This is a genomic window from Halobellus inordinatus (genome assembly GCF_024464655.1).
GTDB classification, from domain to species: domain Archaea; phylum Halobacteriota; class Halobacteria; order Halobacteriales; family Haloferacaceae; genus Haloquadratum; species Haloquadratum inordinatus.
In genome coordinates this window covers 45,898-70,296 of sequence record NZ_JANHAV010000003.1, presented here as the reverse complement: position 1 = coordinate 70,296, position 24,399 = coordinate 45,898, and the positions used below count along the sequence as shown (strand labels likewise).

At 67.0% G+C, this 24,399-nt stretch carries 22 protein-coding genes; 8 read left to right on the top strand and 14 right to left on the bottom strand.

Annotated features, from left to right (window positions below):
* The first annotated feature begins 38 nt into the window (after nucleotides 1-38).
* Genes NO347_RS07325 through NO347_RS07315 form a run of 3 tightly spaced genes read left to right on the top strand, consistent with a single transcriptional unit; the run spans nucleotide 39 to nucleotide 2,813 of the window.
* On the top strand, nucleotides 39-1,283 hold the full coding sequence (locus tag NO347_RS07325; RefSeq protein ID WP_256288975.1) for a potassium channel family protein: 1,245 nt from the start codon (nucleotides 39-41) through the stop codon (nucleotides 1,281-1,283).
* Nucleotides 1,283-2,503 (top strand): TrkA C-terminal domain-containing protein, encoded by a 1,221-nt coding sequence (locus NO347_RS07320; protein ID WP_256288974.1) that lies wholly within the window; start codon nucleotides 1,283-1,285, stop codon nucleotides 2,501-2,503. The genes NO347_RS07325 and NO347_RS07320 overlap by 1 nt, the downstream gene beginning before the upstream one ends.
* Before the next feature lie 31 nt (nucleotides 2,504-2,534).
* Entirely contained in the window at nucleotides 2,535-2,813 is a 279-nt protein-coding gene (locus NO347_RS07315; RefSeq protein WP_305148816.1) for a ubiquitin-like small modifier protein 1, read from the top strand.
* Between the two features lie 43 nt (nucleotides 2,814-2,856).
* Here the strand turns inward: NO347_RS07315 and NO347_RS07310 are convergent, their stop codons facing one another.
* The 4 genes from NO347_RS07310 to NO347_RS07295 are packed head-to-tail and all read right to left on the bottom strand — an operon-like array spanning nucleotide 2,857 to nucleotide 10,621.
* On the bottom strand, nucleotides 2,857-4,872 hold the full coding sequence (locus NO347_RS07310; protein ID WP_256288973.1) for a SpoVR family protein: 2,016 nt from the start codon (nucleotides 4,870-4,872) through the stop codon (nucleotides 2,857-2,859).
* A gap of 43 nt (nucleotides 4,873-4,915) precedes the next feature.
* Nucleotides 4,916-6,265: a DUF444 family protein gene (locus NO347_RS07305; RefSeq protein ID WP_256288972.1), complete on the bottom strand. Its 1,350-nt coding sequence runs from the start codon at nucleotides 6,263-6,265 to the stop codon at nucleotides 4,916-4,918.
* Nucleotides 6,256-8,550 carry a PrkA family serine protein kinase gene (locus tag NO347_RS07300; RefSeq protein WP_256288971.1) on the bottom strand — a complete coding sequence of 765 codons (2,295 nt, stop codon included), beginning with the start codon at nucleotides 8,548-8,550 and terminating at the stop codon, nucleotides 6,256-6,258. The genes NO347_RS07305 and NO347_RS07300 overlap by 10 nt, the downstream gene beginning before the upstream one ends.
* 1 nt (nucleotide 8,551) lies before the next feature.
* Nucleotides 8,552-10,621: a PrkA family serine protein kinase gene (locus tag NO347_RS07295; RefSeq protein WP_256288970.1), complete on the bottom strand. Its 2,070-nt coding sequence runs from the start codon at nucleotides 10,619-10,621 to the stop codon at nucleotides 8,552-8,554.
* A 95-nt stretch (nucleotides 10,622-10,716) separates the two neighbouring features.
* Here NO347_RS07295 and NO347_RS07290 point away from each other — a divergent pair, with 95 nt between their 5' ends.
* On the top strand, nucleotides 10,717-10,848 hold the full coding sequence (locus NO347_RS07290) for a hypothetical protein (RefSeq protein ID WP_256288969.1): 132 nt from the start codon (nucleotides 10,717-10,719) through the stop codon (nucleotides 10,846-10,848).
* Between the two features lie 123 nt (nucleotides 10,849-10,971).
* Nucleotides 10,972-11,415, top strand: a complete 444-nt coding sequence (locus NO347_RS07285) for a DUF5820 family protein (RefSeq protein WP_256288968.1) — start codon at nucleotides 10,972-10,974, stop codon at nucleotides 11,413-11,415.
* Nucleotides 11,416-11,452: 37 nt separating this feature from the next.
* Here the strand turns inward: NO347_RS07285 and NO347_RS07280 are convergent, their stop codons facing one another.
* The 3 genes from NO347_RS07280 to NO347_RS07270 form a co-directional block, all read right to left on the bottom strand.
* Nucleotides 11,453-13,042 carry a glutamate-cysteine ligase family protein gene (locus tag NO347_RS07280; protein WP_256288967.1) on the bottom strand — a complete coding sequence of 530 codons (1,590 nt, stop codon included), beginning with the start codon at nucleotides 13,040-13,042 and terminating at the stop codon, nucleotides 11,453-11,455.
* Nucleotides 13,043-13,124: 82 nt separating this feature from the next.
* A complete protein-coding gene (locus NO347_RS07275) occupies nucleotides 13,125-14,336 on the bottom strand; it encodes a DUF7972 family membrane protein (RefSeq protein ID WP_484494527.1) in 1,212 nt (403 codons plus the stop codon).
* A 112-nt stretch (nucleotides 14,337-14,448) separates the two neighbouring features.
* Nucleotides 14,449-15,279, bottom strand: a complete 831-nt coding sequence (locus NO347_RS07270; protein ID WP_256288966.1) for a PspA/IM30 family protein — start codon at nucleotides 15,277-15,279, stop codon at nucleotides 14,449-14,451.
* 58 nt (nucleotides 15,280-15,337) lie between these two features.
* On the opposite strand from NO347_RS07270, the gene NO347_RS07265 reads away from it, so the two are divergent.
* A complete protein-coding gene (locus NO347_RS07265) occupies nucleotides 15,338-16,045 on the top strand; it encodes an alpha/beta hydrolase (protein WP_256288965.1) in 708 nt (235 codons plus the stop codon).
* Here NO347_RS07265 and NO347_RS07260 read toward each other — a convergent pair.
* From NO347_RS07260 to NO347_RS07240, 5 genes are all read right to left on the bottom strand, one after another.
* Nucleotides 16,024-16,446: a hypothetical protein gene (locus NO347_RS07260; RefSeq protein ID WP_256288964.1), complete on the bottom strand. Its 423-nt coding sequence runs from the start codon at nucleotides 16,444-16,446 to the stop codon at nucleotides 16,024-16,026. The genes NO347_RS07265 and NO347_RS07260 overlap by 22 nt on opposite strands.
* A 209-nt stretch (nucleotides 16,447-16,655) precedes the next feature.
* A complete protein-coding gene (locus tag NO347_RS07255; RefSeq protein WP_256288963.1) occupies nucleotides 16,656-16,985 on the bottom strand; it encodes a transcription factor S in 330 nt (109 codons plus the stop codon).
* 75 nt (nucleotides 16,986-17,060) lie between these two features.
* Nucleotides 17,061-18,245 carry a lycopene cyclase domain-containing protein gene (locus tag NO347_RS07250; RefSeq protein ID WP_256288962.1) on the bottom strand — a complete coding sequence of 395 codons (1,185 nt, stop codon included), beginning with the start codon at nucleotides 18,243-18,245 and terminating at the stop codon, nucleotides 17,061-17,063.
* 64 nt (nucleotides 18,246-18,309) lie between these two features.
* Nucleotides 18,310-18,978 carry a DUF8135 domain-containing protein gene (locus NO347_RS07245; RefSeq protein ID WP_256288961.1) on the bottom strand — a complete coding sequence of 223 codons (669 nt, stop codon included), beginning with the start codon at nucleotides 18,976-18,978 and terminating at the stop codon, nucleotides 18,310-18,312.
* Nucleotides 18,979-18,985: 7 nt separating this feature from the next.
* Entirely contained in the window at nucleotides 18,986-19,945 is a 960-nt protein-coding gene (locus tag NO347_RS07240) for a CopG family transcriptional regulator (RefSeq protein ID WP_256288960.1), read from the bottom strand.
* A gap of 104 nt (nucleotides 19,946-20,049) precedes the next feature.
* Here NO347_RS07240 and NO347_RS07235 point away from each other — a divergent pair, with 104 nt between their 5' ends.
* On the top strand, nucleotides 20,050-20,310 hold the full coding sequence (locus NO347_RS07235; RefSeq protein WP_256288959.1) for a ubiquitin-like small modifier protein 1: 261 nt from the start codon (nucleotides 20,050-20,052) through the stop codon (nucleotides 20,308-20,310).
* Between the two features lie 82 nt (nucleotides 20,311-20,392).
* Here NO347_RS07235 and NO347_RS07230 read toward each other — a convergent pair whose 3' ends face one another.
* On the bottom strand, nucleotides 20,393-21,697 hold the full coding sequence (locus NO347_RS07230; protein ID WP_256288958.1) for an acetamidase/formamidase family protein: 1,305 nt from the start codon (nucleotides 21,695-21,697) through the stop codon (nucleotides 20,393-20,395).
* Between the two features lie 97 nt (nucleotides 21,698-21,794).
* On the bottom strand, nucleotides 21,795-23,153 hold the full coding sequence (locus tag NO347_RS07225; protein WP_256288957.1) for a putative ATP-dependent zinc protease: 1,359 nt from the start codon (nucleotides 23,151-23,153) through the stop codon (nucleotides 21,795-21,797).
* 173 nt (nucleotides 23,154-23,326) lie between these two features.
* Here NO347_RS07225 and NO347_RS07220 point away from each other — a divergent pair, with 173 nt between their 5' ends.
* A complete protein-coding gene (locus NO347_RS07220) occupies nucleotides 23,327-24,343 on the top strand; it encodes a succinylglutamate desuccinylase/aspartoacylase family protein (protein ID WP_256288956.1) in 1,017 nt (338 codons plus the stop codon).
* Nucleotides 24,344-24,399: the final 56 nt, after the last annotated feature.

Below are 24,399 nucleotides of genomic sequence, written 5' to 3'. Positions count from 1 at the left end.
GCGACAACTGTAAATCGTCGGGCCGAGAGGTGCCGTCGATGGCGTCGCTCCCTGTCGAGGTCCTCTACGGACTCTACCTCGGCGTGTTGACCGGGCTCGTTCCCGCGCTCATCGCGTGGCTGCTCGGGTTCGGGTTCAAATACTTTACCGGAATTACGATCCCGGGGCTGGGGGTCGTCGGCCTCGGTGTCGCGATCGCGGGGCTCAACGGCGGTCTCCTCGCGCTCGCGGACCCCTCGCTCACCGGGTCGACGAACCAGTTGCGGCTCACGATCGCCTTGCTCGTCGTGCTGATGGGGACGCTGTACGCCCACGCACAGGGCGATAAGATGGGGGCGGCACTCCCGAAGCGGCTCAACCTTCGGGAACTCACGAAGCGGACGCTCTCGACCGACGTCGTCGAACTCGTCGGCGGGCGCGGGCAGGTCCGCATCAGCGTCGTTGGGGACGTCGGCGACGTCGAGGGGTATCCGCCGCTCCCCGAGGCGCTCCACGAGTCGATCCGCGCGGAGACGTGGACGTTTCCGGCCGACCTCCCGCTCGTCGAACTGGAATCGCGCGTCGAAGCCGCGCTCCGGACCGAGTACCACCTCGTCGAAGTCGCTGTGACGCTCGACGAGCGCGGCCGGGCGACGGTCGCGGCCGCGCCGCCGACGAGCGGGCTCTCGAAGCACCTCGATCCCGGGGAGCGGGCCGTCTCGGTCGACGCGCTGATCCCGACGGGCGCGGCGCGTGGCGACGAGGTGACCGTTCTGGCGGACGGCGAGCAGTTCGACGCGCGACTCCTCGGCGTCGTCGACGGGGGAACGACGCCGACTCCGTCCGGGGATACCGAGACCGACACGACTGACGAGGCGGCCACCGACGGCGGCGACGCAGACCTCCCACCGGAGACGCAGTCGATACCCACGGCCGTCGGCGGTCGCGCCCGAGTCACGCTCGCGACCGATCGGCAGACGGCGACCTCGCTGCTCGGAGCGGACGACGTCCGCCTCGCCGTCCGTTCGCGGGGGAGCCGCCGGGAATTCGAACTGGTCGGACTCCTGCGCCGGACGGGCAAGCGATTCCGGCGGGTCACGGTCAGCGATCGGAGCGAACTGGCTGATACGACGCTCGGTGAGGCGTCGGTCCGGGACACCTACGGCGTGGCGGTGCTGGCGGTCAGACACGGCGGGTCGTGGGCTATCGCCCCGCGCGGGACGCGGTCGATCACCGCGGGCGACGACCTCGTCGTCGTCGGGAACACGTCGGAGCTCGATCGGTTCGCGGAGGTGGCGTCGTAATGTCCTCAGTCGGCGTCGCGCTCACAGCACCCCTCCAACTCGGCGACAGCATCCCGGCGGACCCGTCGTTGATCGGCGCGCTCACTCGGGTGGTCGGGCTCGCAGCAGTCGCTGCGATAGTCGCTGCCGCTGCCGCGGTCGTCTATCGCTGGTACACGCGCGAGGAGATCCCGGCGTGGCTGGCGACGCTCACGGGGGCGTCCGGCGTCGCGCTGTATCTCAACGCCGTGGGCCTCTTCCAGCAGGCCGTCGGATCCGACCCGGCGGCGGTGTTCGACCCGATGGTCGTCCTCGTCAACGCGGCGGCGCTCGGCGCGGCAATCGTCGTCTCGCCCGCCGGACGCGCGGTCGGCGATCGGCTCACCACGAGCGCGTTCGCCGTCGTCGGCGTCCGCGAACTCGACACCGAAGTCAGCCGGCTCGTGAGCAACGTCGGGCGCGTCCGCGCCGTCGAACTCCCGGAGGTCGAATCCGACGTCGACGACATCGAGGGCTACGAGCCGGTCCCGGCGGCGACGAAGGACGCGCTCGCCGGGAAGACGCTGCTCGTCCCCCGCAATCTCCGCGGTGACGCCCTCCGCGACCGGGTCGTCGCGCGCATCAAGGAGGACTACGGCGTAGGCTACGTCGACCTCGAACTCGACGACGACGGCACCGTCACGCGGCTCGGGCTGGGCCGGCGCGTCGCGGGACTCGGAACGACACTCGCCCCCGGCTTTGCCGCCGTCGCTGTCCGGGCGGACCCCGGGGCGGGCGCGTCGGCGGGCGACGCCGTCCAGTTGTGGCGGCGGACCGAGGCAGGTGAGGGCGCGGTGGAGAGCGCGAGCGGGACCGCAGCGCGCGTCGCGAGCGGCGAACTCCGGGCGGTGACCGGCGACGTTGCCACCGTCGTCGTCGACGAGGCGGACGCCGAAAACCTCGATCCCGCGGCGTCCTATCGACTGCTCACGCTCCCCAGCGACCCCGGCGCAGAGCGGGAGTTCACCTCGCTGCTACGCGCGGCCGACGAGACGATGGACGTCGTCACCGTCGGCGCCGGGAGCGACCTCGACGGGGCGACGGTCGGCGACGTCGACGCCACTGTCGCCGCCGTGCGCCCCACGCGTGGGGCGATCGAGCCGATTCCGGCGCGGAGCCGCACGCTCGCCGCCGGCGACGCGCTCTATCTGGTCGCCCGCCCGGAACGGCTGCGCGACGTGGCAACGCTCGCAGCGGCGTAACGCTCAACTCGCCCGGCGCGCGAGTGGAGGTATGCACACGATCAACTGGCGACTGTTCGCCGACCTCGCCGAGGTGGCGGGCGGACGCGAACACGCCGTCTCTGTCGAGGCTGAGTCGACGATCGGCGACGCACTCGACGCGCTCTTGGCTGACTGTGAGGGACTCGGCGACCGGATTCTCGACGGCGAGGACCTCGCGGACGACGTGAATCTGATGCAGAACGGCTCGCCGGCGGACCTCTCGGCGTCGGTGGCCGACGGCGACGAACTCGCGATGTTCCCGCCCGTGACCGGCGGGTCAGCGCGCTGACGGGCGGCGAGCGCCGATAACCCGAGGAAAAACGGCGCGGCGACTACGACAGCCACTCCTCGGGCTTGGTGTCGTAGTCGACGTCGGACGCCTGAATCCGCTCTTCTAGCTCGGGTTCGAGTTCGAACTCGTCGAACGAGTCGCCGTCGTAGCGGATACGAACGCCGGCTTCGGTCGGTTCGGGCTCGCGGTTCCGCCGCCGAGCGACTTCGACCTCGTGTTCGTCGAACTCCTTGCGGATCGTCATCAGATTCACCGGGCGCCCCCACAGCTCGTGGATGCGTTCGAGCACGTCGCGTGCTTCGCCGATGTCGAGCATAATGCCGTTGTAGCGGTGCCCGAGCAGCAGTTCGCCACGGTTCTCGAAGTTGTCGTCGAAGACGGCGATCGTCGGCTTCCCGAAGTTGGTGAACTGCAGGAGCAGCTTCTTTTTCACGTCGGCGTGGTCCGTCGACGCCACGCGGAAGTCCCCCGTCGCGCGGGTGTACTCGTAGGTGAAGTAGTGGTTCTCCTCGACGAACTCCGGCGAGAGGAACGCGTCGACGAACGTCACGTCGTTGTGACTCCGGCGGACCTCTCGCATCCGGTTCCAGCCGGCCGTCTTGTCGACGTCGTCGATAGCCTCCTCGACGCTCGCGTACTTCTCGTCGTCGAACATATATCTGGAGAGCTGTTCGAGTTCCGAGCGGCGGATGCGACGCAGGAAGCCGCAGTACTGCGGTTTCAGGAGCGAGAAGTGCCGCTCGGCGAGCCCCTCGTAGGTGAGGACCTTCCACGGGTAACGGTCGATGTCGACGGCGTCCGGATCCGACAGCGCCCGGTCCAGCGCCTCCCAGTCGACGCGCGGGTCGTCCTCGGGCAGCGCAGCGAGGTCGTCGAGGGTGTCGCTTCGGACCGTGTCGATCGCCGCCGGCGGTTCGAGCAGCGACTGCACCCGCTCGAAGTCGACGGCGTCGTGGAAGTTCCGCCAGGTAATCCCCTCGACGCGGAGCAGCTTGTCCGCCACCTCGCGCCGGTTGGTCGTGTTCTCGACGTACTCCCACAGCTCCTTCCCGAGCTTGTAGGGGTTCATCCCCGGCGAACCCAACACCCGCGATTGGTGATCGGCGTAGGTGAGGAACTCGTCTTCGCCGGCAAAGCGCTCCTCGCCCATCATCAGCGACTCCCAGAAGGCGGCCCACCCCTCGTTCATCGTCTTCGTCATCTTCTGGGGGGCGAAGTAGTACGCCTCCCGGCGGAGCAAGTCGAGGACGTCCTTCTGCCAGGACTCCATCTCGACGGCTTCGCCCGCCTCCTCGTCGTAGACCGTCGCGTGCTCGCGGAGGAACCCGAGCACGTCCGAGCGCGGGTGATCGAGGTCGGCCGCGGCGGCTTCCGCCTCCGCGAGGCCGTCGAGCCACTCGTCGTCGAAGACGGCCTCTCTGACCGCCGCAGAGAGGTCCATGCCGTCGAGTCGCTCCCGGAGGTCCTCGGGCTGGGTCCGGCCGGTATCGGGGTCGGCGCTCAGGGGTCGGTGTTGGTCGATCGTATCCTCTAAGCACGTGACGGCGTCGACGAAGCGCTCGACCGCCTCGCGGTCGATGTCGGAGTCGTCGACGTACCGCTGGATGGTCTCGGCGTGCCGTTCGAGCATCGCCGCGGCGTCGAGGTCGTTGTCGCCGGAGAACCGGCTGAACCACTCGTTGTTGCGGAAGAAGTCCGCGTGGGCCTCGACGTGAGTGATGACCGCCTTCTGGTCGGCCAGCGTGTTCGACTCCTGCAGGAAGGCGTGGCTCGGGTCGTCGTTGTTGACGATCTCGAAGGCCTTGCCCATCCCGAACTGGTCTTGTTTCTGCTGGCGGTCGTAGGTCATCCCCCAGCGCCAGTGCGGATACCGCCGCTGGAACCCGCCGTAGGCGATGAGCTGATTCATCTCGTCGTAGTCGACCACCCAGTAGTTCACCGGGTAGGGGTCGAGTCCGAGTTTCCGGGCGAGCGCGGCGGCCTCCCGGACCGGCTCTTCGAGCCGCTCGGCCTCCTCGCGTGCCGCCCGTCTGAAGCGTCGCAATCTGGTGGTCATAGTGTGTGTTGTGTGATTGGTTGAGTGGTGTCGGCGCGCATCGTCACGAGGTCTCCGCCTTGGCCTTCGCCGACGCCGGCTGGAGGATCTCGTAGATCGCGTCGGTGACGTCCTCGGGCGAGCCGACGGACGCGACGACGACGTCGCCGTCGTCCGCGAAGGCGCGATCGACCTCCTCGGCGTGCGTCGCGTTGATCGCGGTGCCGCCGGGCTGGGTCTCCACGTACGCGTGGCGGTTCGCCGGGATGTCCCGCATCAGCGGGATCACCCGCTCGGTCGTGTCGTTCGAGGAGTTCTCGGAGTCGCCGGCGGCGAAGACGTAGCGGTTCCACTCCGCCCATGGGTACTGCTCTTCGAGGACCTGCTTCGCCAGTTCGTACGCGCTGGAGATGCGCGTGCCGCCGCCCGAGCGGATGCCGAAGAACTCCTCGCGGTCGACCTCCCAGGCGTCGGCGTCGTGGGCGATGTAGACGAACTCGGCGTTGTCGTACTTCCCCTGGAGATACCAATCCAGCGGCGTGAACGTCCGCTCGACGAGTTCGCGCTTCGTCTCGCGCATCGAACCCGAGACGTCGCGGATGTTGACGACGACGACGTTCTTCTGCTTTTTCTCCTCGATCTCGGGGTGACGGTAGCGCTCGTCGTCCCGGCGGAACGGGATCTCGCGGAGCCCGCGCCGTCGGATGCGCTGGACGGCCGTGCTGCGCTCGACGTTGTCGGTCATCTCCCCGAAGGAGTCCCAGCGGCCCCGCTCGTCGTCCGGAATCTTGTCCCACTCGGACTCGATCCACGGGAGCGAGACGAGGATGTTCTCCGCCCGGCACCAGCGGTAGACCGATTCGGGCGTCTCGCCCGCGACTCGCATCGCCTCGCGGACGAACTCCTCGTCGAAGTCGGTCGCGAGCTTCCGCTTGAGTCCCTGTTTGAACAGTCGCTCGAAGTCGAGCGTGCTGTTGGGGCCGGTGCGGGTGACGTCGGTGAAGTCGCCCTCGATCTCCTCGATCACTTCCTTCCCTTTGGGTTCGAGATCGAGACCGAGCTCCTCGTCGAGTTCCTCGGCGAACTCCTCGGGGTCCATCTCGTAGTAACCGTGCTCGCCGCCCTCCTCGCCGGGTTCGCCGTCCTCGTCGCCGTCGCCGTCCCCGTCGCCGGGTTGCGGCTGTGGCTGGCCGACGGGCTGGCCGACGTCTGGGGTGCCGCCCTGCCCCTGGCCGACGCCGCCGCGGTCGAGTTGGTCGTACTTGAACTCCGGTAAGTCGACGACCTTGATCGGGATCTCGATCTCGTCGGAGTTCGAGCCGCTGAGATCCCCGTATCGAATGAACGATTCGAGGTCTTCGCGGCGCTCTTCGCCCACTTCGCGGAATCGTTCGAGGTCTTCTCTCAGTCCCATCGGTGGCGCACCTCACGCATCACTGCGCGGCTCGTCAGTTCGGCCGACGCCGGCGTGTAGCCGCGGGCCGTCAGTTCGCTGATCGTCTGTGCTTTCAGCCGCGCCGTCTCCGTGTTCTCCGGCGGGTCGTCCCACTGCGCGGGGTCGAAGTCCTCGTAGAGCCGTTTGACGTCGTCCCAGTCGTAGGTGTCGAGCACCGATCGGATCACCGGAATCTCCGAGAGGTCGACGTCGTCGACGGTGAACCCGGCGTCGCGGTTCTCCCACGCGTAGCGGTTCAGCGCGGTGATGATCTTCTCGCGGCGGAACTCCTCGACGGAGTCGGTCGGGCGGTTTCCGAGGTAGGCGTCGTCGTCGAACCGACCGAGCTGTTCGGTCTCGAAGAGCTTCATCAACAGCGGATCGGGATCGACCGGTCCGCGCTCGGTCTCGACCTGCTCGTCGCCGTCCCACGCGTAGACGTGCTCGACGTACTCCGCGACCGTCTCGCGTTCGACCGAGCGGTCCGCGAGCAACGCAGCGAGCACGTCGGACTCCTGTCTGTCGAGAACGTACTCCTTTGCCAGCGTCACGCGGTCCTCGTACTCCGCGCGCTCCGAGCGGGAGAAGACGGGGGCGTCGTGGAGGCCGGCAGCCATCGCGTCGAGTACGTCCTCGGGCAGGACCACGTGTTCGACGGCGAGGTCGGTGTGCCAGCGGTCGGTCTCCTCGTGCAGCAGGTCCGCGATGACGTCCCGGGTGAACGTGACGGGGACGCCGTGGATCCCCTCGCCGTCGCCGTCGAAGTCGAACTCGTCGACGCGGGTTCGGTCGTCGCCCTCCTGAACGTAGCCGAAGTCGAAGAGCAGCGCCTTGTCGACGAGGTCGTAGCCGGCGGGGACGTCCTCGCTGTCGAGTCGGGTGAGCACGCTGTACATCGCGGCCGCCTCCACAGCGTGCGGCGCGAGTTCTCTGGCCCGCACCGACCCCGGCGCGTTCTGCACGTCGACGACGAGCGGCGCGCGGACGCGCTCGCGGAGTTCGTCTTCGTCTTCGACGTCCCAGACGGCCGTTTCGTCGGTTAGCTCCCGGCGGATCAACTCCGCCTCCAACGAGACGTTCGTGAGGTAGCGGAACTCGTGTTTGTCGAGCCGGCGCTTGAGCGCCTTCAGCGGGTCGCGACCGTTCCGGTCGGCGTACTTGTCGAGTTCGGCGTCGAGGTCGGGGTTCGAGATGATGACGAGTTGGGTGTCGACGTCCATCCCGATTCCCTTATCCAGCTTGACGTGTCCCTCGTCGGGGACGTTCAGGAGCTTCTGGAGCAGGTCCGCGTGCTGGGCGGCGTCCTCGACGATCGTGAGGAGGCCGTTGCCCTGCGAGAGCACGCCGTCGTAGCTGAACGCCTGGGGGTTCTTCCGCCCGCGCGAGTCGAGTTCGCGGAGCATCCCCGGCATCCACGACCCGACGAGGCGCTCTTTGGGCGAGCCGTCGTCCTCGGAGTGGAGGACGCCGATCCCGCGCCCGACGTCGACGACGTAGTTCTTCACGCGCAGGTGCGAGGGGTCGGTCACCGCCGAGAACAACTCCCGGCGCCCGTTGCGGCGGTACTTCTCCTCTAAGAACTCGTAGGCCTCCCGGCAGAACGGGTCGAGTTCCTCGTCGACGGCGATGGGGACGTGATCGCCGGACTGGCGGTTCAGTTCCGCCAGGAGGTCGCTGCGAACCGCCGACGGGAAGACAGACAGCGGGTGCGACTGTACCGGGCTCTCGTACCAGTCGGACTCCTGTTCGGGCGCGGTCGACTCGCCGCCGTACGAGAGGCCGCGGGTGTCGCTGGCGGCGGCGACGTTCCACTCGACGGTGTAGCGCCGGCCGGCGTCGGTCTTCGAGTACGCGCGCAGGCCGTTGATGAGACAGCGCTTGAGCTCGGACTTCCCGGTCGCGGTCGGGCCGTCGAACCAGAGGATCTTCTCTGATTTCCCCCGGTCGGCGGCGATCGTCCGGAGGTCGTCGACGAAGCGGTTCAAGACCTCGGTGTTTCCGAGGACGGCGTGTTCGCCGTCGTTCGCGGGGTCGTCGAAGAAGCGGTAGCGCTCGCGCGTCTCCCCCTCTTCGAGAACCGTTCGCGTTCCCATCGACTCGATCGCGTCCAGCAGGTACTTCGAGGCGTGGGCGGCGATCGACGGTCGCTCGAACGCGGCATCGACGTACGCCTCCAGGCTCATCGGCTCCTCGTAGGTACCGCGGAGGTGGTCGTCTGCGGTCTCGACGTAGTCCTTCGCGGGGTTTGGGTTGTGGGCGGTCATCTTACTCTTCCAGTTCGCTCTTTGCCACCTCCGCGCCGGCGAACTCGAGCACTTCGCGGGCTCCCTCCGGGGAGTAGCCCTGGTCGATCAGGGCGTCGATCCACGCGCTGCGCTCGTCGTCGTCGAGTTCGTTCGCGCTGACCAGCGCCGAGAAGTTGATGTTGTGTTTCTTGTCTTCCCAGAGCTTGCGTTCCAGCGCGCGGCGGAGTCGGTCGTTGTCCTGCGGGTCGAAGGAGGTCCCGTCGCGGGCGCGGCGGGAGACCCAGTTCGAGACCTCCTGGCGGAAGTCGTCCTTCCGGTCTTCGGGGATCTCGAGTTTCTCCTCGACCGAGCGGAGGAACGTCTCGTCGGGGTCCTGCTCGCGCCCGGTGAGTTCGTCTTCGACGGTGGCGTCGTCGATGTACGCCATCACGTGATCCATGTACTTCTCGCCCTGCCGCTGGATCTCTTCGAGATCGTACGCGAGCGCGTGCCGCACGTCCTCGATGGCGCGCGCCTTGTACTCCTCGCGGACGAGTTCGAGGTAGCGGTAGTAGCGATCGAGGTTGTCCTCGGGGATCGACCCGTGGTTCTCCAAGTTGGCCTCGAAGTGCGAGAACACCGACAGCGGCGAGAGGTACGACCGGTCGCGGTGGGTCGAGTCCATAATCGCCTCGGCGATCTCGTCGCCGATGAACCGCGCGGAGACGCCGTCCATCCCCTCGCCGATGTCGGCTTTCTCCTCGCCGCTCTCGCGGATTTTTCGGACGTCGACGTCGTCGCCGTCGTCGATTTCGCCGTTATACGCCTTCGCCTTCTGCACGAGCGAGACGTTGCCGTCGGGTTCGGTGATCCGGGTGAGCACGCCGAACAGCCCCGCCATCTCTAAGGCGTGCGGTTCGATGTGCATATCCGGGACGTCCGCGTTCCGGAGCATCTTGCGGTAGATTTCGGCCTCCTCGTCGTACTCTAACACGTACGGGAAGTCGATCCGCTTGGTCCGGTCGTTGAACGCCTCCATCTTCTCGTCGCCCTTCTTCTCTCTGTATTCGGGCATGTTCGTCCGCCCGACGATCACCTGGTCGATGTCGATCCGGGGGTTGTTCTTCGGCTTGATCGTCTGCTCCTGGGAGGCGTGCAGGAAGTCATAGAGGAACTCCCGCTGGAGCTTCAGCAGCTCTTCGCCGGAGAAGAGCCCGCGGTTGGCGTTACAGAACGCCCCGGAGTAATCGAACGCGCGCGGGTCGGACTCGCCGTAGACGGCGAGTTTCGAGTAGTTGACGTCGCCGGTGAGTTCGGTCTCGTCTTGGTTCTTCTTGTCCTTCGGCTCGAACGTCTCGACGCACTGCCGCTTGTTCTCGGAGGCGACGAGGCGGACGATCTCGACGTGGTTCTCCAAGACGGCCTGGAGGTCGTCGTCGTAGGACGCAAGCAGCGAGTCGAGATAGAACTCCGAGGCGGGGTCGAGCGTCTGGTCGTTCCGGATCGTGTACGGCGCGTCCAGTCGCTCGTTGAGGCGCGCGAGGACCTCGTCGCGCTGCTCTTGTGGGAGGAGGACCAGCGGGTCCTGATTCATCGGGGAGGTGACGACGTCGTCCTCGGGGTCCTGATCGCGGATGACGTCGCAGAGGTTCGTCCACCGGAAGGTGTACATCCGCCCCGCGTCCGTCGCGGTGTAATCCTCGAAGTAGCGGCGGACCATCCAGTCGAAGTGCGATTTCCCGGAGCCGACCGGGCCGAGGAGGAGTTTGATCCGCTTCTCGGGACCGAGTCCGCGCGCACCGGATTTCACCTTGTTCACGAACTCGTGAATCGACTCGTGGACCTCCCGTCCGTAGAAGGTGTTTTCACCGTCGTGGAGCGGATCTTCGGCGGCCATCCGATACTCGACGACGCCGGCGTCCTCGTCGTAGTCGGTGCCGTAGTGGTCGAACATATCGGCCACGCGCTGGTGGGCGTTTCTGGCGATACGCGGGTCTTCGTACACCGCGTCGAGGTACCACTCGAAGCGCTTCGCTTCGCGAAGGTCCGAGGGAACCGAGTCCTTGTATTGCCGACTCAGGGATTCGAGGGTTTCTCTGTCACCGTTCATTGTTTGTCCGTCTCGGGGAGCGACGCCGCGTCTCCCTGGCGCGTGGCGAGGGTAGACGCGCACGAACGCGATGGCGCGCTCGTGGCAAGTATGGTATGATTACACATACCAATCAGCACGCGCGCGGCGAGACGTCATCGGGCGACAGCGACCAGGCGGCGACAGGGCGACAGAACGTCGGGATTCAGCGGGCGGTGCGCGTACAGGCGGTCGCTCGATCCGATTGACCGAGACTGAGAGTGTGTGAGTGATCGACACACATAAGCCTTCCCTCGGTTTGGGGGGCGATACCTGGGAACTGACCGTCCACAACGCGACGATATATGTATCCGGGAACCCGAAGACGGAGTATGGAGGACCGCCCGCGACCGGCGAGAGACGACGAACGCGACGGCGCGGCAGACGACGCCCCCGAGAGACCCCCATCCGGTTGGACCCTCTGGAACGACGAGCCACAGGGCCGCCGTATTCTGGTGTTTCGGCCGGACGTATTCAACGAACAGAACGGCCTTCCCGCGGAGTGTCTCCCGACGATTATGATCTCGAACGGGTCGCGGGCCCGCCGTCCCGGTGCTTCCCAGATTCCGACGACCACCTGGCACGTCGTCCTCACGCTCGAACCGGAGATCGAGGCGGTATCCGAGTCGTACGACAGCCGCGCCGCCGCACTCGCGGGCGCGAACGACCTCGCCCGCCGCTTCGCCGACGGCGACGTCGACTACCGCGCGGCGTATCAGATCCCGCGCGAGACCTACTTCGAGCGCCTCGACGAGGTCGTCGGCGCCGGCGAGTGAGCGTATTCGGTCAGATTACCACGCCACAAACTGGTCCCTACCACTGCGCGAACGGCGTTCCGCCCGCGACACGTTCGACGTACTCTCCCTGCATCTCGCTGATCGCCGCCGGCAGCGACGCCCCGTCTTCGACCGCTTCCCGAACCCTCGCTCGCTTCCACGCGCTCGGCGAGGTGTGCGCCGCATCGCGCCGCGCCTCGATCGGTCCGAGTGCCCACTCGATCGCGTCCGCACCGACACCGAGTGCGTCGAGGCCGCGACGTGCGAGGGCGAACAGGTCGTCGTAGATAGCTTCGGTTTCCCCCGTCTGCTCGCCGTCCTTCGTCACCCAGCGTAAGTCCGCGTCCGGGCCATCGTCGACCGCGGCGTAGAACGATGCTCGCGCGTCCTCCCACGAGAGCGTCGCGAGCGGGTGGTCCGCGACGTCGACGCCGCGGAGCACGCCGGCGACGAGCGCCTGCACGCCGACGGTGTCTCTGAGCGTCGGCTGCGTCGGGAGCGGCCGGTACTCGATCCGCACCGACTCCTCGCTCGCGCCCGGGATCGGTGCGCCGTCCGCGCCGCGCGGGATCTCGCCGCCGAAGACCGGGCGAACCCAGCGCCAGTACGTCCCGCGCTTCGCCCCGAACGCGGGGTAGCGCTCGCTTCCGGGGTCGCCTTTTCCCCCACTGTCGTCTTGCGATCCGCCCTCGTCGCCGTCTTCGTTGCCGTCTGCACCCAGATCCGGCGGCGCGACGAGCGTCGGGTCCTCGGCGATTCGGTCGATCAGTTCGCCGATGCTCGCTACGTCACGCGGAACGCGACACTTGTTCGTTCCCTCGTCGACGGAGCGCTCGAAGATCGGAATCCGGAGTTCGTGCGGGGTCTGTGCGACCACCTCCTCGACACCAGAGACTGGCTCGTCATCGTATATATCGGCTGGGAGGAACGGCGAGTTGGCCGTCAGCGAGAGGATCGGCCCCATCGTCCGCGTGGCGACGTTCAGGTAGCGCGGAATGTCCGTCGGGTCCGGGAGCTGGAGGTGTGGCTGCATCGACGTCGCGAGCGACTCGACGAGCATCGAGCGGGCGTCGTCGTAGCCGGGCAGGCCGAGTCCGATTCGTCCCCCGTTCGCCTCGCGGATTTTCTGATCGAGGGCGACGTACCGGGGAACGGGGCGCATATTGTCGGCGAGAAAGATCCCGTCGGTCTCCGTCCCCGCGCTGAGATACCGGCGCGTGCCCGACTCGGGCGGCACAGTCCACATCGCATCGAGGACGAAGCGGCGGTCCGACTCGCCGAGGTGGCGCTGGACGTCGTCGTAGATTCCTCGCAGTTCGTCGTACTGCTGGCGGAGTCCCGCGTCGGAGACGACGTCCGGCGCAGTGTGCATCTCGGCGTTGTGGACGCCGAGTTCCCGGCTACAGCCGTCGTTCTCGAAGAGGCTCTCGGGGGCGGCCGCGAGTCGGCCGTCGGCGTCGACGACGTAGCCCTCGAGTTCGAGTCCGACGGCGAAGTCGGGCGCATCGAAGGCGCCCGCGGCGACGTCGTTCCGCAGTGATTCGGCTTCCCGGTCGACGCGGCGCTCGAAGGCGGCGCGTCGGTCTGGATCGAGCGCCGCGCGGACGGCGTCGGTCGTCTCGGTCATTGCGTACGTGTCGCGGCCGACGGCTACTGATACTGTCGGCTGTGCGCGCCCCGCACGGTCCCCCGAGTCGGTTCGGATCCCTTCACTCGCCGTCGCGTCTATTATCGCTGCGTCCACTATCGCCGCGTCCACCGCCGACCTCGTCGCCGCCGGTCGTACGCAGGATGAACGGACCGATCGAGAGCGTCCGCTTCGCGACCGTGCCGATCCGGAGGACGAACGACAGGAGGATGGCGAACGGCGCGAGCGTGATCGAGGCCGTGAGCGCGACGATCCAGACGTAGTGGGCGATTCCGAGCGTCGCCCCCGACACCGATCCGAGCGTGCCGTGAAACAGCAGCGTGTTCGTCGCCACCAGCAGTGCCGGAACCGCGCTGTAGAGCATCGCTCGCGAGAGGTCGACCAGTTCCCACTGGAAGTACAGCGTTTTGACGTGCTCTCTGGCGGGACCGAACAGCGTCAGCGCCGCCACGACCGAATCGAGCGCATCGCGCAGTTCCCGTATCGACTCGGCGTCCGCAGTCTCGTCGGCCTCCGGAAGCGACTCGCGCAACCGTCGCGCCTCGTGGATCTTCCAGGAGTAGTTGAAGTTCAGCGCCGCCGAGAGGACGCCGAACGTACCGAACTGACGGTCCGCGAGGTCGCTGCTGACCGACGAGGCGTGGCCGCGGACGTCGTCGGCGAAGGCTCGTGCGCGCTCGGTTTCGACCCGCTCGGATGCGACGGCCGCTGCGGCCTTCGAGAGTCGAGCGCCACGCCGTTCGACGCCGTCGACGAGTACCCGGAGGAACGCCGCGGGTGTCGCCGGCGCGATCTCGACGCCCAGTTCGTCCTCGACGTCGCGGCGGAACGACATCGCGCCCTCCATCCGGTCGCGCTGGTCGCCCAGCGTCCCCAGTTCCTGTGAGAGCACGAGCGAGTTGATCGAGACGACGAGCGTGACGCCGGTGATCGTCGCGGTCACGAGCCCCTGAAAGAGCGTTTCGACCGGATCACCGACTGAGAGGACGACCCGGTCGGGGACGAGGGCAGCGACGAGGAGCGTCCCGAGAACGAAGCCAGCCAGAACGACCGCGGCGACGACCCACCGGTTCGCCTCCAATAGGAGCCAGAGCTTCAGCCGGTTCTCCGTGCCGCGGCGGCGCATCGTGTCGCTCGGCTCGTCGGCCGATCCCCGGCTCCCTGCGGCTTTGTCGGCTGCTGTCTGGCCAGCGGGCGGTTCCTCGACGGCCGACCTGTCGGTCGTCGCGCCCTCACTCGCCGTCCCGTCGTCGGCCGATGTCTCTTTGCCCATCATCGGTATTCTCGAAAGCCGCAGCGACAGTGGTGTCCGGACGTCCCAGCCGGGTGATGAAAAGTGCTCGCGCCGACGTCCGCGACGCAGCGGTGTGTTCGGCTCGCGAGCGTCAGTTCTCGTCGTCTTTCAGCTCTTCCAGTTCGGCTTCGACCTCGGCGTCAGAGACGTCGACGTCCGGGGCGCTCTCCTCGCCCGCATCCGATTCGGCCTCGACGTCGGCGGCTTCCGTCTCCCCCTCGTCGGTCCCGCCCATCTCGGCTTTCAGCGTTTCCAACTCTGAGTCGACCTCGGCGCCGGTGCGGCCGCTTTCGAGCTGTCGGTCGATGCTGTCTTTGTCCGACATCGCCTCGTCGAACGCGCCGGTGTCGACGAGTTCGTCCATCGCCTCCGAACGGGCCTCCATCTCGTCGGTGCGTTCCTCGGCGCGCTCGATCGCCCGGGAGACGTCGGCCATCTCGTCGCCGACGCCCGTCATCGCCTCCGAGACGCGCGAGGACGCCTCCGCGGCCTCGTAGCGGGCTTTCATCGTCTCCTTCTTCGTGCGGAACTCCTCGATTCTGCCCTGGAGTTCGTTCTTCTTCTCGACGAGGTCGTCCTGAGTCGACTGGAGCTCTGCGATCTGTCCCTCCAGTTCTTCGATCTGGGACATTTTCGCCTGCTTCTTCTCTAGGGCCTGTCGAGCGAGGTCGTCGCGGCCCTGCCGGACGGCCTCGCGGGCCTGGTCGTTGTGCTTTTCGACGTTCTCTTCGAGCCGGCGCTTTTGAATCTCCAGGCGCTTCTTCTGGGTCGTCAGGTCGGCGATGCCTTGCTTTACGTCCTGCAGTTCGTCACGCATCTGCTCGTAGGAGTAATCGAGCGTTTCCGTCGGATCCTCTGCGCGGTTGAGGAGGGCGTTGAGCTTCGAGCGGACGACGTAGGACGCGCGTGAGAGGATTCCCATACGTCCCACGTTGGGCACGCCGGAGTTAAAACCTCACGTGCCGAACGCCGCACGTTCGATGAGCGAGACGATTCTGCTGCCCGGCGGCCGCGACGCTCGCGGGACGCTCGACGTCGCTGCAGACTCTGATGGCGCCGCCGCGGACACCGAGACCGACGACGCGGCGACTGCGGCCGACGCGTGCGTCGTCGCGTGCCCACCGCACCCCCAACACGGCGGCCACCGCGGTGACCAGCGCCTCCGGGCGGTGAGCGACGAACTCCGAGAGCGAGGGATCGACTGTCTGCGGTTCGACTACGGCCCCTGGGACGGCGGCCGGGGCGAACGAACCGACGCGCTGAACGCCGTCGCGTGGGCGAACGAGCGGTACGATCGCGTCGCGCTGTTCGGCTTCAGTTTCGGCGCGTCGGCCGCTCTCTCTGCCGCCGCCCACGGTGCTGACGTCGTCGCGGTCGCCGCCCTCGCGCCGGACGCGCGGCTCGGAACGACACGAGCGGACCCCGAGACACCGGATGACGGCAGCATCGGCGGTATCGACGTCGTCGCGGACCTCCCGAAGATCCCGGAGCAGATCGGCGTACAAGTGCTGTACGGCACGCGCGACGACGTCGTCGACGTCGGGGCAGTCGTCGACGCCACACGCACACGCGGTCACTCGATTGTCGAGTTCGCCGCGGACCACTTCTTCATCGGGCAGGCCGGAAAAGTCGCAACAGCCGTCGCGGAGTTCCTGGAGCCGGCGCTTCAGGCGGACGTCCCGCGGTAGCCCGCGGCGAAGGAGACGGCGACCGCGACGACGCCGGCAACGACCGCGAAGGTCCAGAAGCCGGCCCACGCGGCCGCGCCGAGATCCGTCGTGACCGCGTACGTGACCACGACGCCCGCGAGGCCGCTCCCCACCGGGACGAGAAACGCGAGGTCGCTCCACTGGCCGCCCGCGTTGGCGTACTCGACGGCGTACCCCCAGAGGTTGCCGAGGGTGAACCGGAGGACGACGACCGCGAGGAGGCCGGAAACGATGGCCGTGACGAGCGCGAATAACGGGGGAGCGGTCTCGAATCCGGAACTGTTGCGCCAGAGCGATCCCCCGGCGCCGAATATGAACGCGGCGAGGTCGAGGAGGTACCACGGGCGGAGTCGGTCGCGGAAGCGTTGGTGGAGGGACATATCACGCCGTTCGGTGCCCGTTGGTAATAGTGTACCGTGCCGTACAGAGGCGGAGCTGTCGCGGAGCTGTGGCGGATGCGGTACCTACGAGTAGTACCGCGAGGCGAGCGAACGCGAGCCTCGCGGCTTTTTCCCTCCAGGTTTTTGTGCGGTGGGTTCCCACAGCGGCGCGAAGCGCCGCGAGGAAACCCACCGTGGAAAAAGGTGGGTTAGTTGTACCCCCGCCACCGATGGCCGCACTCGGTACACTTGAAGAATCGCGTCGGCGGTTCGTCGGCCGAGCCGGTCTGTTTGATCGTGTACCACGCCTCTTGATTGCCGCACTCGTCGCAGACCACGTCGGTGGCCGTCGGTTTGCCCTCGAAGTTCGCGTCTTCGGTGGTTTCGATCACGTCGTCGTCGGTCTGAGCCTCCGTTGAGACGAACTGCTCGGCCAACTCCTCGTCCTGTTCGGCCCGCGCGCCGCAGTCCTCGTTGGTGCAGACCATCGCGCCGTCCCGAGAGACCATCATCGAACCGCACTCGTCGCAGAACTGCATTTACTCCTCGTATCGGTCCCGGACACAAGTGTCTCTCGGGAGTGTCCGCCGCGTACACGAAAGGCTACTGCGGCCTCACTCCCGCTCGTCGGCCGCGGCGGTGCGCCCCCTGCCGTTCACTGTCTCGTGGATCCCGATCACGAGCGCCGGGACGACGAGCATAAACAGGTGTTCTTCGACTGGAATACCAAGGAGTTCGACGCCGGTCCGCAGCGGAATCGCGAACACCCCGACTTCGAGCGTGTACCAGTCCCAGACGTACGCGAGTGGATAGAGCGCCAGGACCGTCACCGCGGCGCGGCGGAGGGCGTCGGCGTACACCAGGAGGGCGAGCGCGAGTGTTCCGAAGGCGATTTCGGTCGCGAGATAGGTGTACGGGCCGAGCAGGCCGATATCCGGAAGCGGTACGCCCGCGAGCGGGCGGTACCAAACGGCGACGACCAAGAGCGCGAGGAAGACGTACGCGCCGCGGACGAGCAGCATCGTCGCCACCGTCGCGTCTGCCCGCGTCGCGACGAGCGCGACCATTCCGAAGGCGACGGCAGCCAGCGGTGCGGACGCCGGGAACGGCCCGCCGACGGCGAACAGGACGACGAACACGAAGCCGAGATACAGCAGCGCGTACGCCAAGCGTCGCGCGCGTTCGAGGCCGAGCGCGACGGCGACCGTCCGCTTGCCGATGGAGCGGTCGTACTGGTAATCCGTGGAGTCGTCGACGATCTTCACGCCGGCGAGCGTCGTGAGAAAGACGAGCGCGAATCCGAGCGGTTCAGCGCCGAACTGCCCTGCTTGGGCGTAGTGCCCGCCGACGATGGCGAGCGCGATGCCGAGTGGATATCCGAGCGTCGTCGTAACCGGGTTCGTGTCGAACTGCGGGGCGTGGAAGAATCCCAGCAGCCACATCGGGACCGTGACGGCGGCGGCGACGACGTCGACGCGCGTGCCGAGCAGCACGGTGACGATGCCGAACCCGAGCGTCGCGCAGGCGAGCGCCCGTCGACAGCCCGCTTCGCTCATTGGGTGGTCGTCGTCCTCGCCGCGACGGTAGAAGTCCACGTAGCCGTCTTTGACGTGCGCCGTGTAGACCGCGAAGAACGTGGCCATCGCGTGGAGGACGAGCGGTGCGGGCGTCGCCGGCCCGGCGAGGACGGCACCGAACCCACTCGCGGCGAGCGGCGGCAACATAAACACCGGGTGGACCTGCGAGAGGAGCGCACCGAGGTCGGTTCGCTCCTCGCTCCCCTGGCGAGCGAACGCCATATGGTACCGTTTGTCTATGTAAGCAAAAGCGTTCGGCAGGATTCTCGATCGCCCGCGGACGGGCTCACTCGTCGACCATCGGACACTCTCGCACCCGGAAGTGATCGGCGTCGACGACAGCGACGATCTCCGTTCCGTCGTGAGCGCAGGCCAGCTCCGGCGGTTCAGTCAGGTACGGACACTTCTGGCAGTACTTCGTCTTCGAGACGACGTGTTCCGTAGCCCGCGACGACGTCCGCGTCGTCGTGCCTGCTTCGGAGACGCTGCTGGCGGTCTCGCCGAGCCCGACCTGCTCGGCTGAATCGTCGCTTTCGAGCGACGACCAGAGCGTCTCCGCTTCGATATCGCCGACGGACATCTCCTCGAAGAGGTCGTCCGCGTCAACGCTCTCGCCACGACCTGTCCCGTGGTCCTCGCCTGCGGCGTCGCCCTCGGCGTCCGGCTTGCTCGCATCGCTGCCGCGGACGCTGTCACTCTGCGTCGTCGACGCGGTCTCGGGGTCCCGTGCGCCACGGCGCTCGGACACCCGACGCGCTAGATCCGACAGCGGAGCCCGTTCCTCCTCGGGGCTGGTTTCCGGTTCGGGAGTCGCGTCCCGCTCGTCCGCTGTTCCCGCAGAGCGTTCGTCGTCGTCGACCCAGTCGATGTCGGTCGCCTCATTCGCATTCCGCTCTGGCGAGGTCCCAGGGTCAGTCGAGCGATCGGCGTCAGGGTCTGTGTCTTCGTCGGTCACTTCTCGATCACTCGTTTACCTGCGCTGTGTTCGCAGTTCGATCCGTGTCGCGCTCGGAGACGTCCTCTGCTGCGGCACTCTTTTCTTGCTCTTCTCCTGCGGTATCGTGAGACGTGGACCCATCCGCGCGCGCACCGGACGTATCTTCTGCACCCCGACTTTCGTCGTCGAAGAGGCCATCGCGTTCGGCGCCGGCGCTCGCGGATTCGGTCGGTGCCTCCAATGCCGGCCGCTGGCCCACCGTGAGCCGGTGTGACCCGAAGAAGCCGCGCTTCGGCTCGACGCCGTCGAAAGTCGATTCACAGTGCGGGCAGAACGGGCTGTCGAGCAGACCGAGGTGGACCGACTCGCCGCAGGACTCACAGACGGCCTCGGCGACGCCCTGTCGGTTCGCCTCCCGACGGAGGTCGGCCGCCGCAGCGCGCTCGTTCGAGTCCCGTTCGAGGGTCGCGATGCGTCCTCTGAGATCGACGATGGCGCTGGCGACAGTATCCAGTTTCGCGTCGTGGTCGTCGGTCGTCTCGGTGAGGTACTCTAAGATCTCCTCGTAGTTCTCGAAGCCCTGACGTAGCCGGCGTTCGATGTCGGGGTGGTCGTGGTCCTCGGGCGCTTTGGCGTCGGTTTCGCGCTTGACCTGGATGACGCGCTCGCGGACGTCGGTGATCTTCTCGTCGAGGTCGTCCTCCAGCGCGTTGATCCGCGCGACCATCTCGGCGACGTCGGCCGTGAGAGCGTCGACCTCCGCTGAAACCGCAGTATCGTCGTTGGTGTCCGGCGCGCTCCCGAGTAGTTCGGTGACGTCGATCGATTCGGGGTCCTCAAGAGCTTCCGGATGCTCGTCGAGCAGACGGTGGGCCGCGAGGAGCCGACGGAGGACGTCCGCTCGCGAGGTATCTGTGGCTGCGGCTCTGTCGGCCACCCACGAGTCGAGCTCTTCCGGCAGCCCGTCAACGCCCTCACTCCCCATCTACCGCATCCTTTGGGGTCCACATCTTAAGTATTCCCTTGGTCCCACAGAATATTCGCTGGGCCCACAGAAGCATCCAACTTCCGGGGCGACGAAAGCAACGTATGGACGTCACGGTGTACGGACCGCTTCGGAGCGCGACCGGCGACAAGCACGTACAGATCGAGTTCGAGGGTGGAACGGTTCGAGACGCGATCGAGGCACTGGTCGCCGCGTATCCGCGGGCGAAAGCCCAGATGTATCGGAACGACGGTCGTATCGCCCCGAGCGTTCGCATCTCGGTCGACGGCGACTCGGCAGACGTAGACGACCCGTGTCCGGCCGACGCGTCGCTCGCTGTGCACCCGGCAGTTCAGGGCGGGTGAGCGTCCGCGCGGTCGCCGGCCACCGTCTGCGCGCGACTCACCGTCCGCCGGCGCTCGGGGCTCACAGTCCGTCGTTCGCGGCTCACAACCCGTACTGATCGCGCACGAGGTGGTCGAGTCCGCGGTCCGCGAGCGTCTCCATCGGCGCGAGCATCGTCAGCTGGACGACGCCGGGGAGCCGACCGATTTCGACGCCGCCGGTGAACGTACAGCGGGTCCGGACCTCGCCCTCGCTCATTCCCAGCAGGTCGCCGGCGCGATCGAAGGCGTTGTCGGTGGCGTCGTTGATCGTCGCTCCGGATCCGATCACCTGAATCGGCCCCATATCGGTTTCGACGTCGACGCCGTACTGCGCGCCGAGTTCGCGCCCACGCTCGATGTCCGATTCGCTGTACGGTTTGCTGATGTGCGGGAGGTCCTCCTCGTTGGGCAGAAGGAGCGGTCCGCCGATGTCGAGACCTTTGATGACCTCGACCTCGAACTCGGTGTGGCCGCTGACGTCCGTCGTGTGGAGTGCGAGTTCGCCGTCGCCCTGATTGGCGTGCATATCGCCGACGTAGATGCCGCCGCCGTCGACTTTCACCGGACAGATCAGGACTGCGCCCTCGCGGACCGCGTTGATGTCCATATGCCCGTCCGTTCGGGCGTCCAGTTCCGATTCGTCTTCGAGGCCCCACTCGTGGCTGGCACCGATGAGGAACTGGCCGAAGTCGCCGGCGTTATGGGAGTCCGGCAGTTCGACCGGCGGCGTCGTCCCGATGTTGCCGAGGAACGGCCGGAGATGTCCGAGCGTCCCCGGCATCTCCGACGGTTCGTACAGCAGAATCGGATGTTGTCTGGAGTTCTCCGGCAGCGCACTCGCCTCCGCGGCGCGCTCGGCGAGGTCGTGGGCGGCCGCCTCGTCGACGGTCAGGCCGACCTCGTAGTCGTCATCGAAGACCGTCGTGATGCCGTACTCGAACGCGAACGAGGAGGCGTTCGCACCGCACTCGGCACACCTGATGGCGTCCTCGCCGGTCCCCTCGACGACGCTCTCGGGCCACTCGGCACCGCACTCCGGACAGCGGTGATCCACGAAGGGGTCGTCGCCGAAGGCGTCCTCGCGTTCCGCCATCGACCCGGTGCTCGTGGCGACACTCGTCACTTCGATGTCCTTGATGTGAATCGCGATCGCGTCGCCGACCTCCGCACCGTCGACGGCGATCGGCTTCGTGACCTCGTGACCGCCCCGGAACTTCGGTGTGATCATCGGTCCCCAGCAGGCCGGCGGCGTGTGCGTCCGGACCGTACCGCCGTCGGCGACCGTCCCGGCCCACTCCTGATCGGGACCGACCAGCCCGAGCGTGTACTCGTCGACCTCGAGTTCGGTGACTACCTGTTGAGACATATACATTGTGAACGATCGTGAGAGAATCTATTAAGCGTTGGTGCGGAACGAACCGAACGCGAGAGACAGTGGCTAAGAGCCGGTGAAACGGGCAGGTCTACTCCAGATACTCCTCTTCGCGCTCCTCGTCGTCGCGGCCGGGTTCGTCGGTCCGGCGCGTGACGTCGACCTGGTAGTGTTCGAGGATGTCGCGACCGAGGAGCAGGGGGTAGTCCATGTGCGAGCGGTCCTCGACGCTCGCAGTGACTGTGTGCTGGGTGCCGCCGATCCCGATGACGAGGTCGACGACCGGGCGGGCCTTCCCCGACTTCAGCGAACCGGACTTCACGCGCGTCATACTCTTGATCGGCCCGGCACCGATCTCGGCGGCCAGCGAGGTGTCGATGCTCGTCCGCGTCGCCCCGGTGTCGGACTTGGCTTTCGCCTGCGTCGACCCGCTGGTACCGGAGACGACGACCTCCTCGATGTAGCCGATCGTCGGGCGGTCGCCGACCGGGCCCGAACTGACGCGTGGCATCCCCGCGGGCCGGGAGTCGTCGAGCGTCGCCGACAGTTCCTCGACGCGCTCGTCGTCGACGTCGCCGCCGACACGCTCGATCGCGAGCTTTGCGATGTACGGCGCGGGACTGCGGCCGGTCGCTTTGTGCAGCCCTTTGAATCCGGCCGTCGGGTTGACTTCGAGGACGAACCAGCCGTCGTCACCTTCGATGAGGTCGACGCCGACGTAATCCAGTCCCATCACTTCGGCGGCGTACAGCGCGGTCTCCCGCGCTTCCTGCGGCATATCGTCGGTCGCGTCGACGACGTCGCCGCCGAGTGCGACGTTCGTCCGCCACTCGCCTTCGGGCGCGTAGCGGTACATCGCGCCGACGACCTCGTCGTCGACGATGTAGACGCGGAGATCGCGGTGTCGCGTCTCGTCGCGGTCGATGAGATCCTGCAGGAACGCTTGGCGGTTGCCGACCTTGGGGTTCACGGGTTCGGTGAGATCGACCTTCCAGGTGCCGCCGCCGTGCGTTCCGATGGCGGACTTGTAGACGCCGACCTCGCCGAACCGATCCCGACCCTGGTTCAGGCGGTTGTTCGAGAGTGCGAGCAGGGCGTCGGGGACCTTGATGTTCCAGTTCGCGAGCGTCGCCGCAGTCGCGAACTTGTGGATGGCGGTGAGGACCGACGCCGGCTCGTTCAGCATCGGACGGATCCGCTCGAACGTCGTCGCCAGCCCGAGTAGTTCGGCCGGCTCTTCGGTGTTCGAGAGCAGCAGACGGTTGGCAACGACGTCGACTTCCGGTTCGATCGCGACGTCGCCGTCTTCGATGGAGATCGCGGAGTTCTCCCGGCGTAACCAGATCCCGTCGTGGCCGAGATCGTCGACTGCGTTGAGAATAGCCTTCGTCTCCTTGCTGTTGTGTAACGAGAGGACGCCTACGCGAACTTGCTCTCCGTCGGAAGACATATTGTTCCGTACTCAACCACACAATCAAAGAGGTGCCGATCCAGCACTCAGAACAGCTGGTGTGACCGTTTCACACTTCGCTGATGTGACCGTTTCACGCTTCGGGGGTCGACACGAGCGCGAGCGCGGGAGTCGGTGCGAGCGTTTATCCCCCCGGCCCGTCCACGGCGAGTATGAGCACCGACGGGACCTTCACGTACAACGGCGGGAAGGTCGAACCCGGAGAGCGGCAGAATCTCCGCTACGGGATCAGCGAGACGTATCTCGGGGACCCGGTCCGCATTCCGGTCACCATCATCAACGGCGAGCAGGATGGGCCGACCGTGTTCCTGTCTGCAGCCGCGCACGGCGACGAGCTCAACGGCATCGAGGTCGTCCGTGAGGTCGCCCACGAATGGGACCTCTCGGACCTCGCCGGCACGCTCGTCTGTCTCCCGGTGCTGAACGTCCCCGCGTTCCTCGCCCAGCAGCGCTATCTCCCCATCTACGACCGCGACCTGAACCGATCGTTCCCCGGTCGCGAGGACTCGACGAGCGCGAAGCGGATGGCCGCGCGCATCTTCGACAACTTCGTCGCCCCCTGTGATTTCGGGCTCGACTTCCACACGTCCACGCGCGGGCGGACGAATATGCTCCACGTCAGGGCCGATATGTCCGACGACGACGTCGCCCGGCTGGCCCGGTCGTTCGGCACGAACGTGATCATCGACTCCGAAGGGAGCGACGGCGTCCTCCGCACGGAGGCGACGCGGGTCGGCATTCCGACCGTCACGATCGAGATGGGCGAAGCCCACCGATTCCAGCGCGGGCTCATCGACGACGCGCTCGCGGGCGTCAAGAGCGTCTTCGCCGAGTACGAACTCCGGGAGGCCGGCTCAGTCCGCTGGCCCGGCTGGCGCACCGTCATCGACAGCGCGAGCGAGAAGACGTGGATTCGCGCAGACGCCGGTGGCATCGTCGATATGCACTACGAGCGCGGCTCGCTGGTCCACGAGGGCGAACGCATCTGCACGCTCACCGATCCGTTCAAGAGTGAAAACATCGCCGTCGAAGCCCCCTTCACCGGCCTGCTCGTCGGCGTGCTGGAGAACCCCGTGGTCTACCCCGGCAATCCGCTCTGTCACCTCGTCGAACTCGACGAAGACGTTCGCCGGGTCGTCGAACGGGAACAGTCGGCCGGTTCGCGGTAGCTTCGAGGCGGTCTCGACCCGCCAATTTGGCCGCTGAACACGCGCTGGCAAATAGT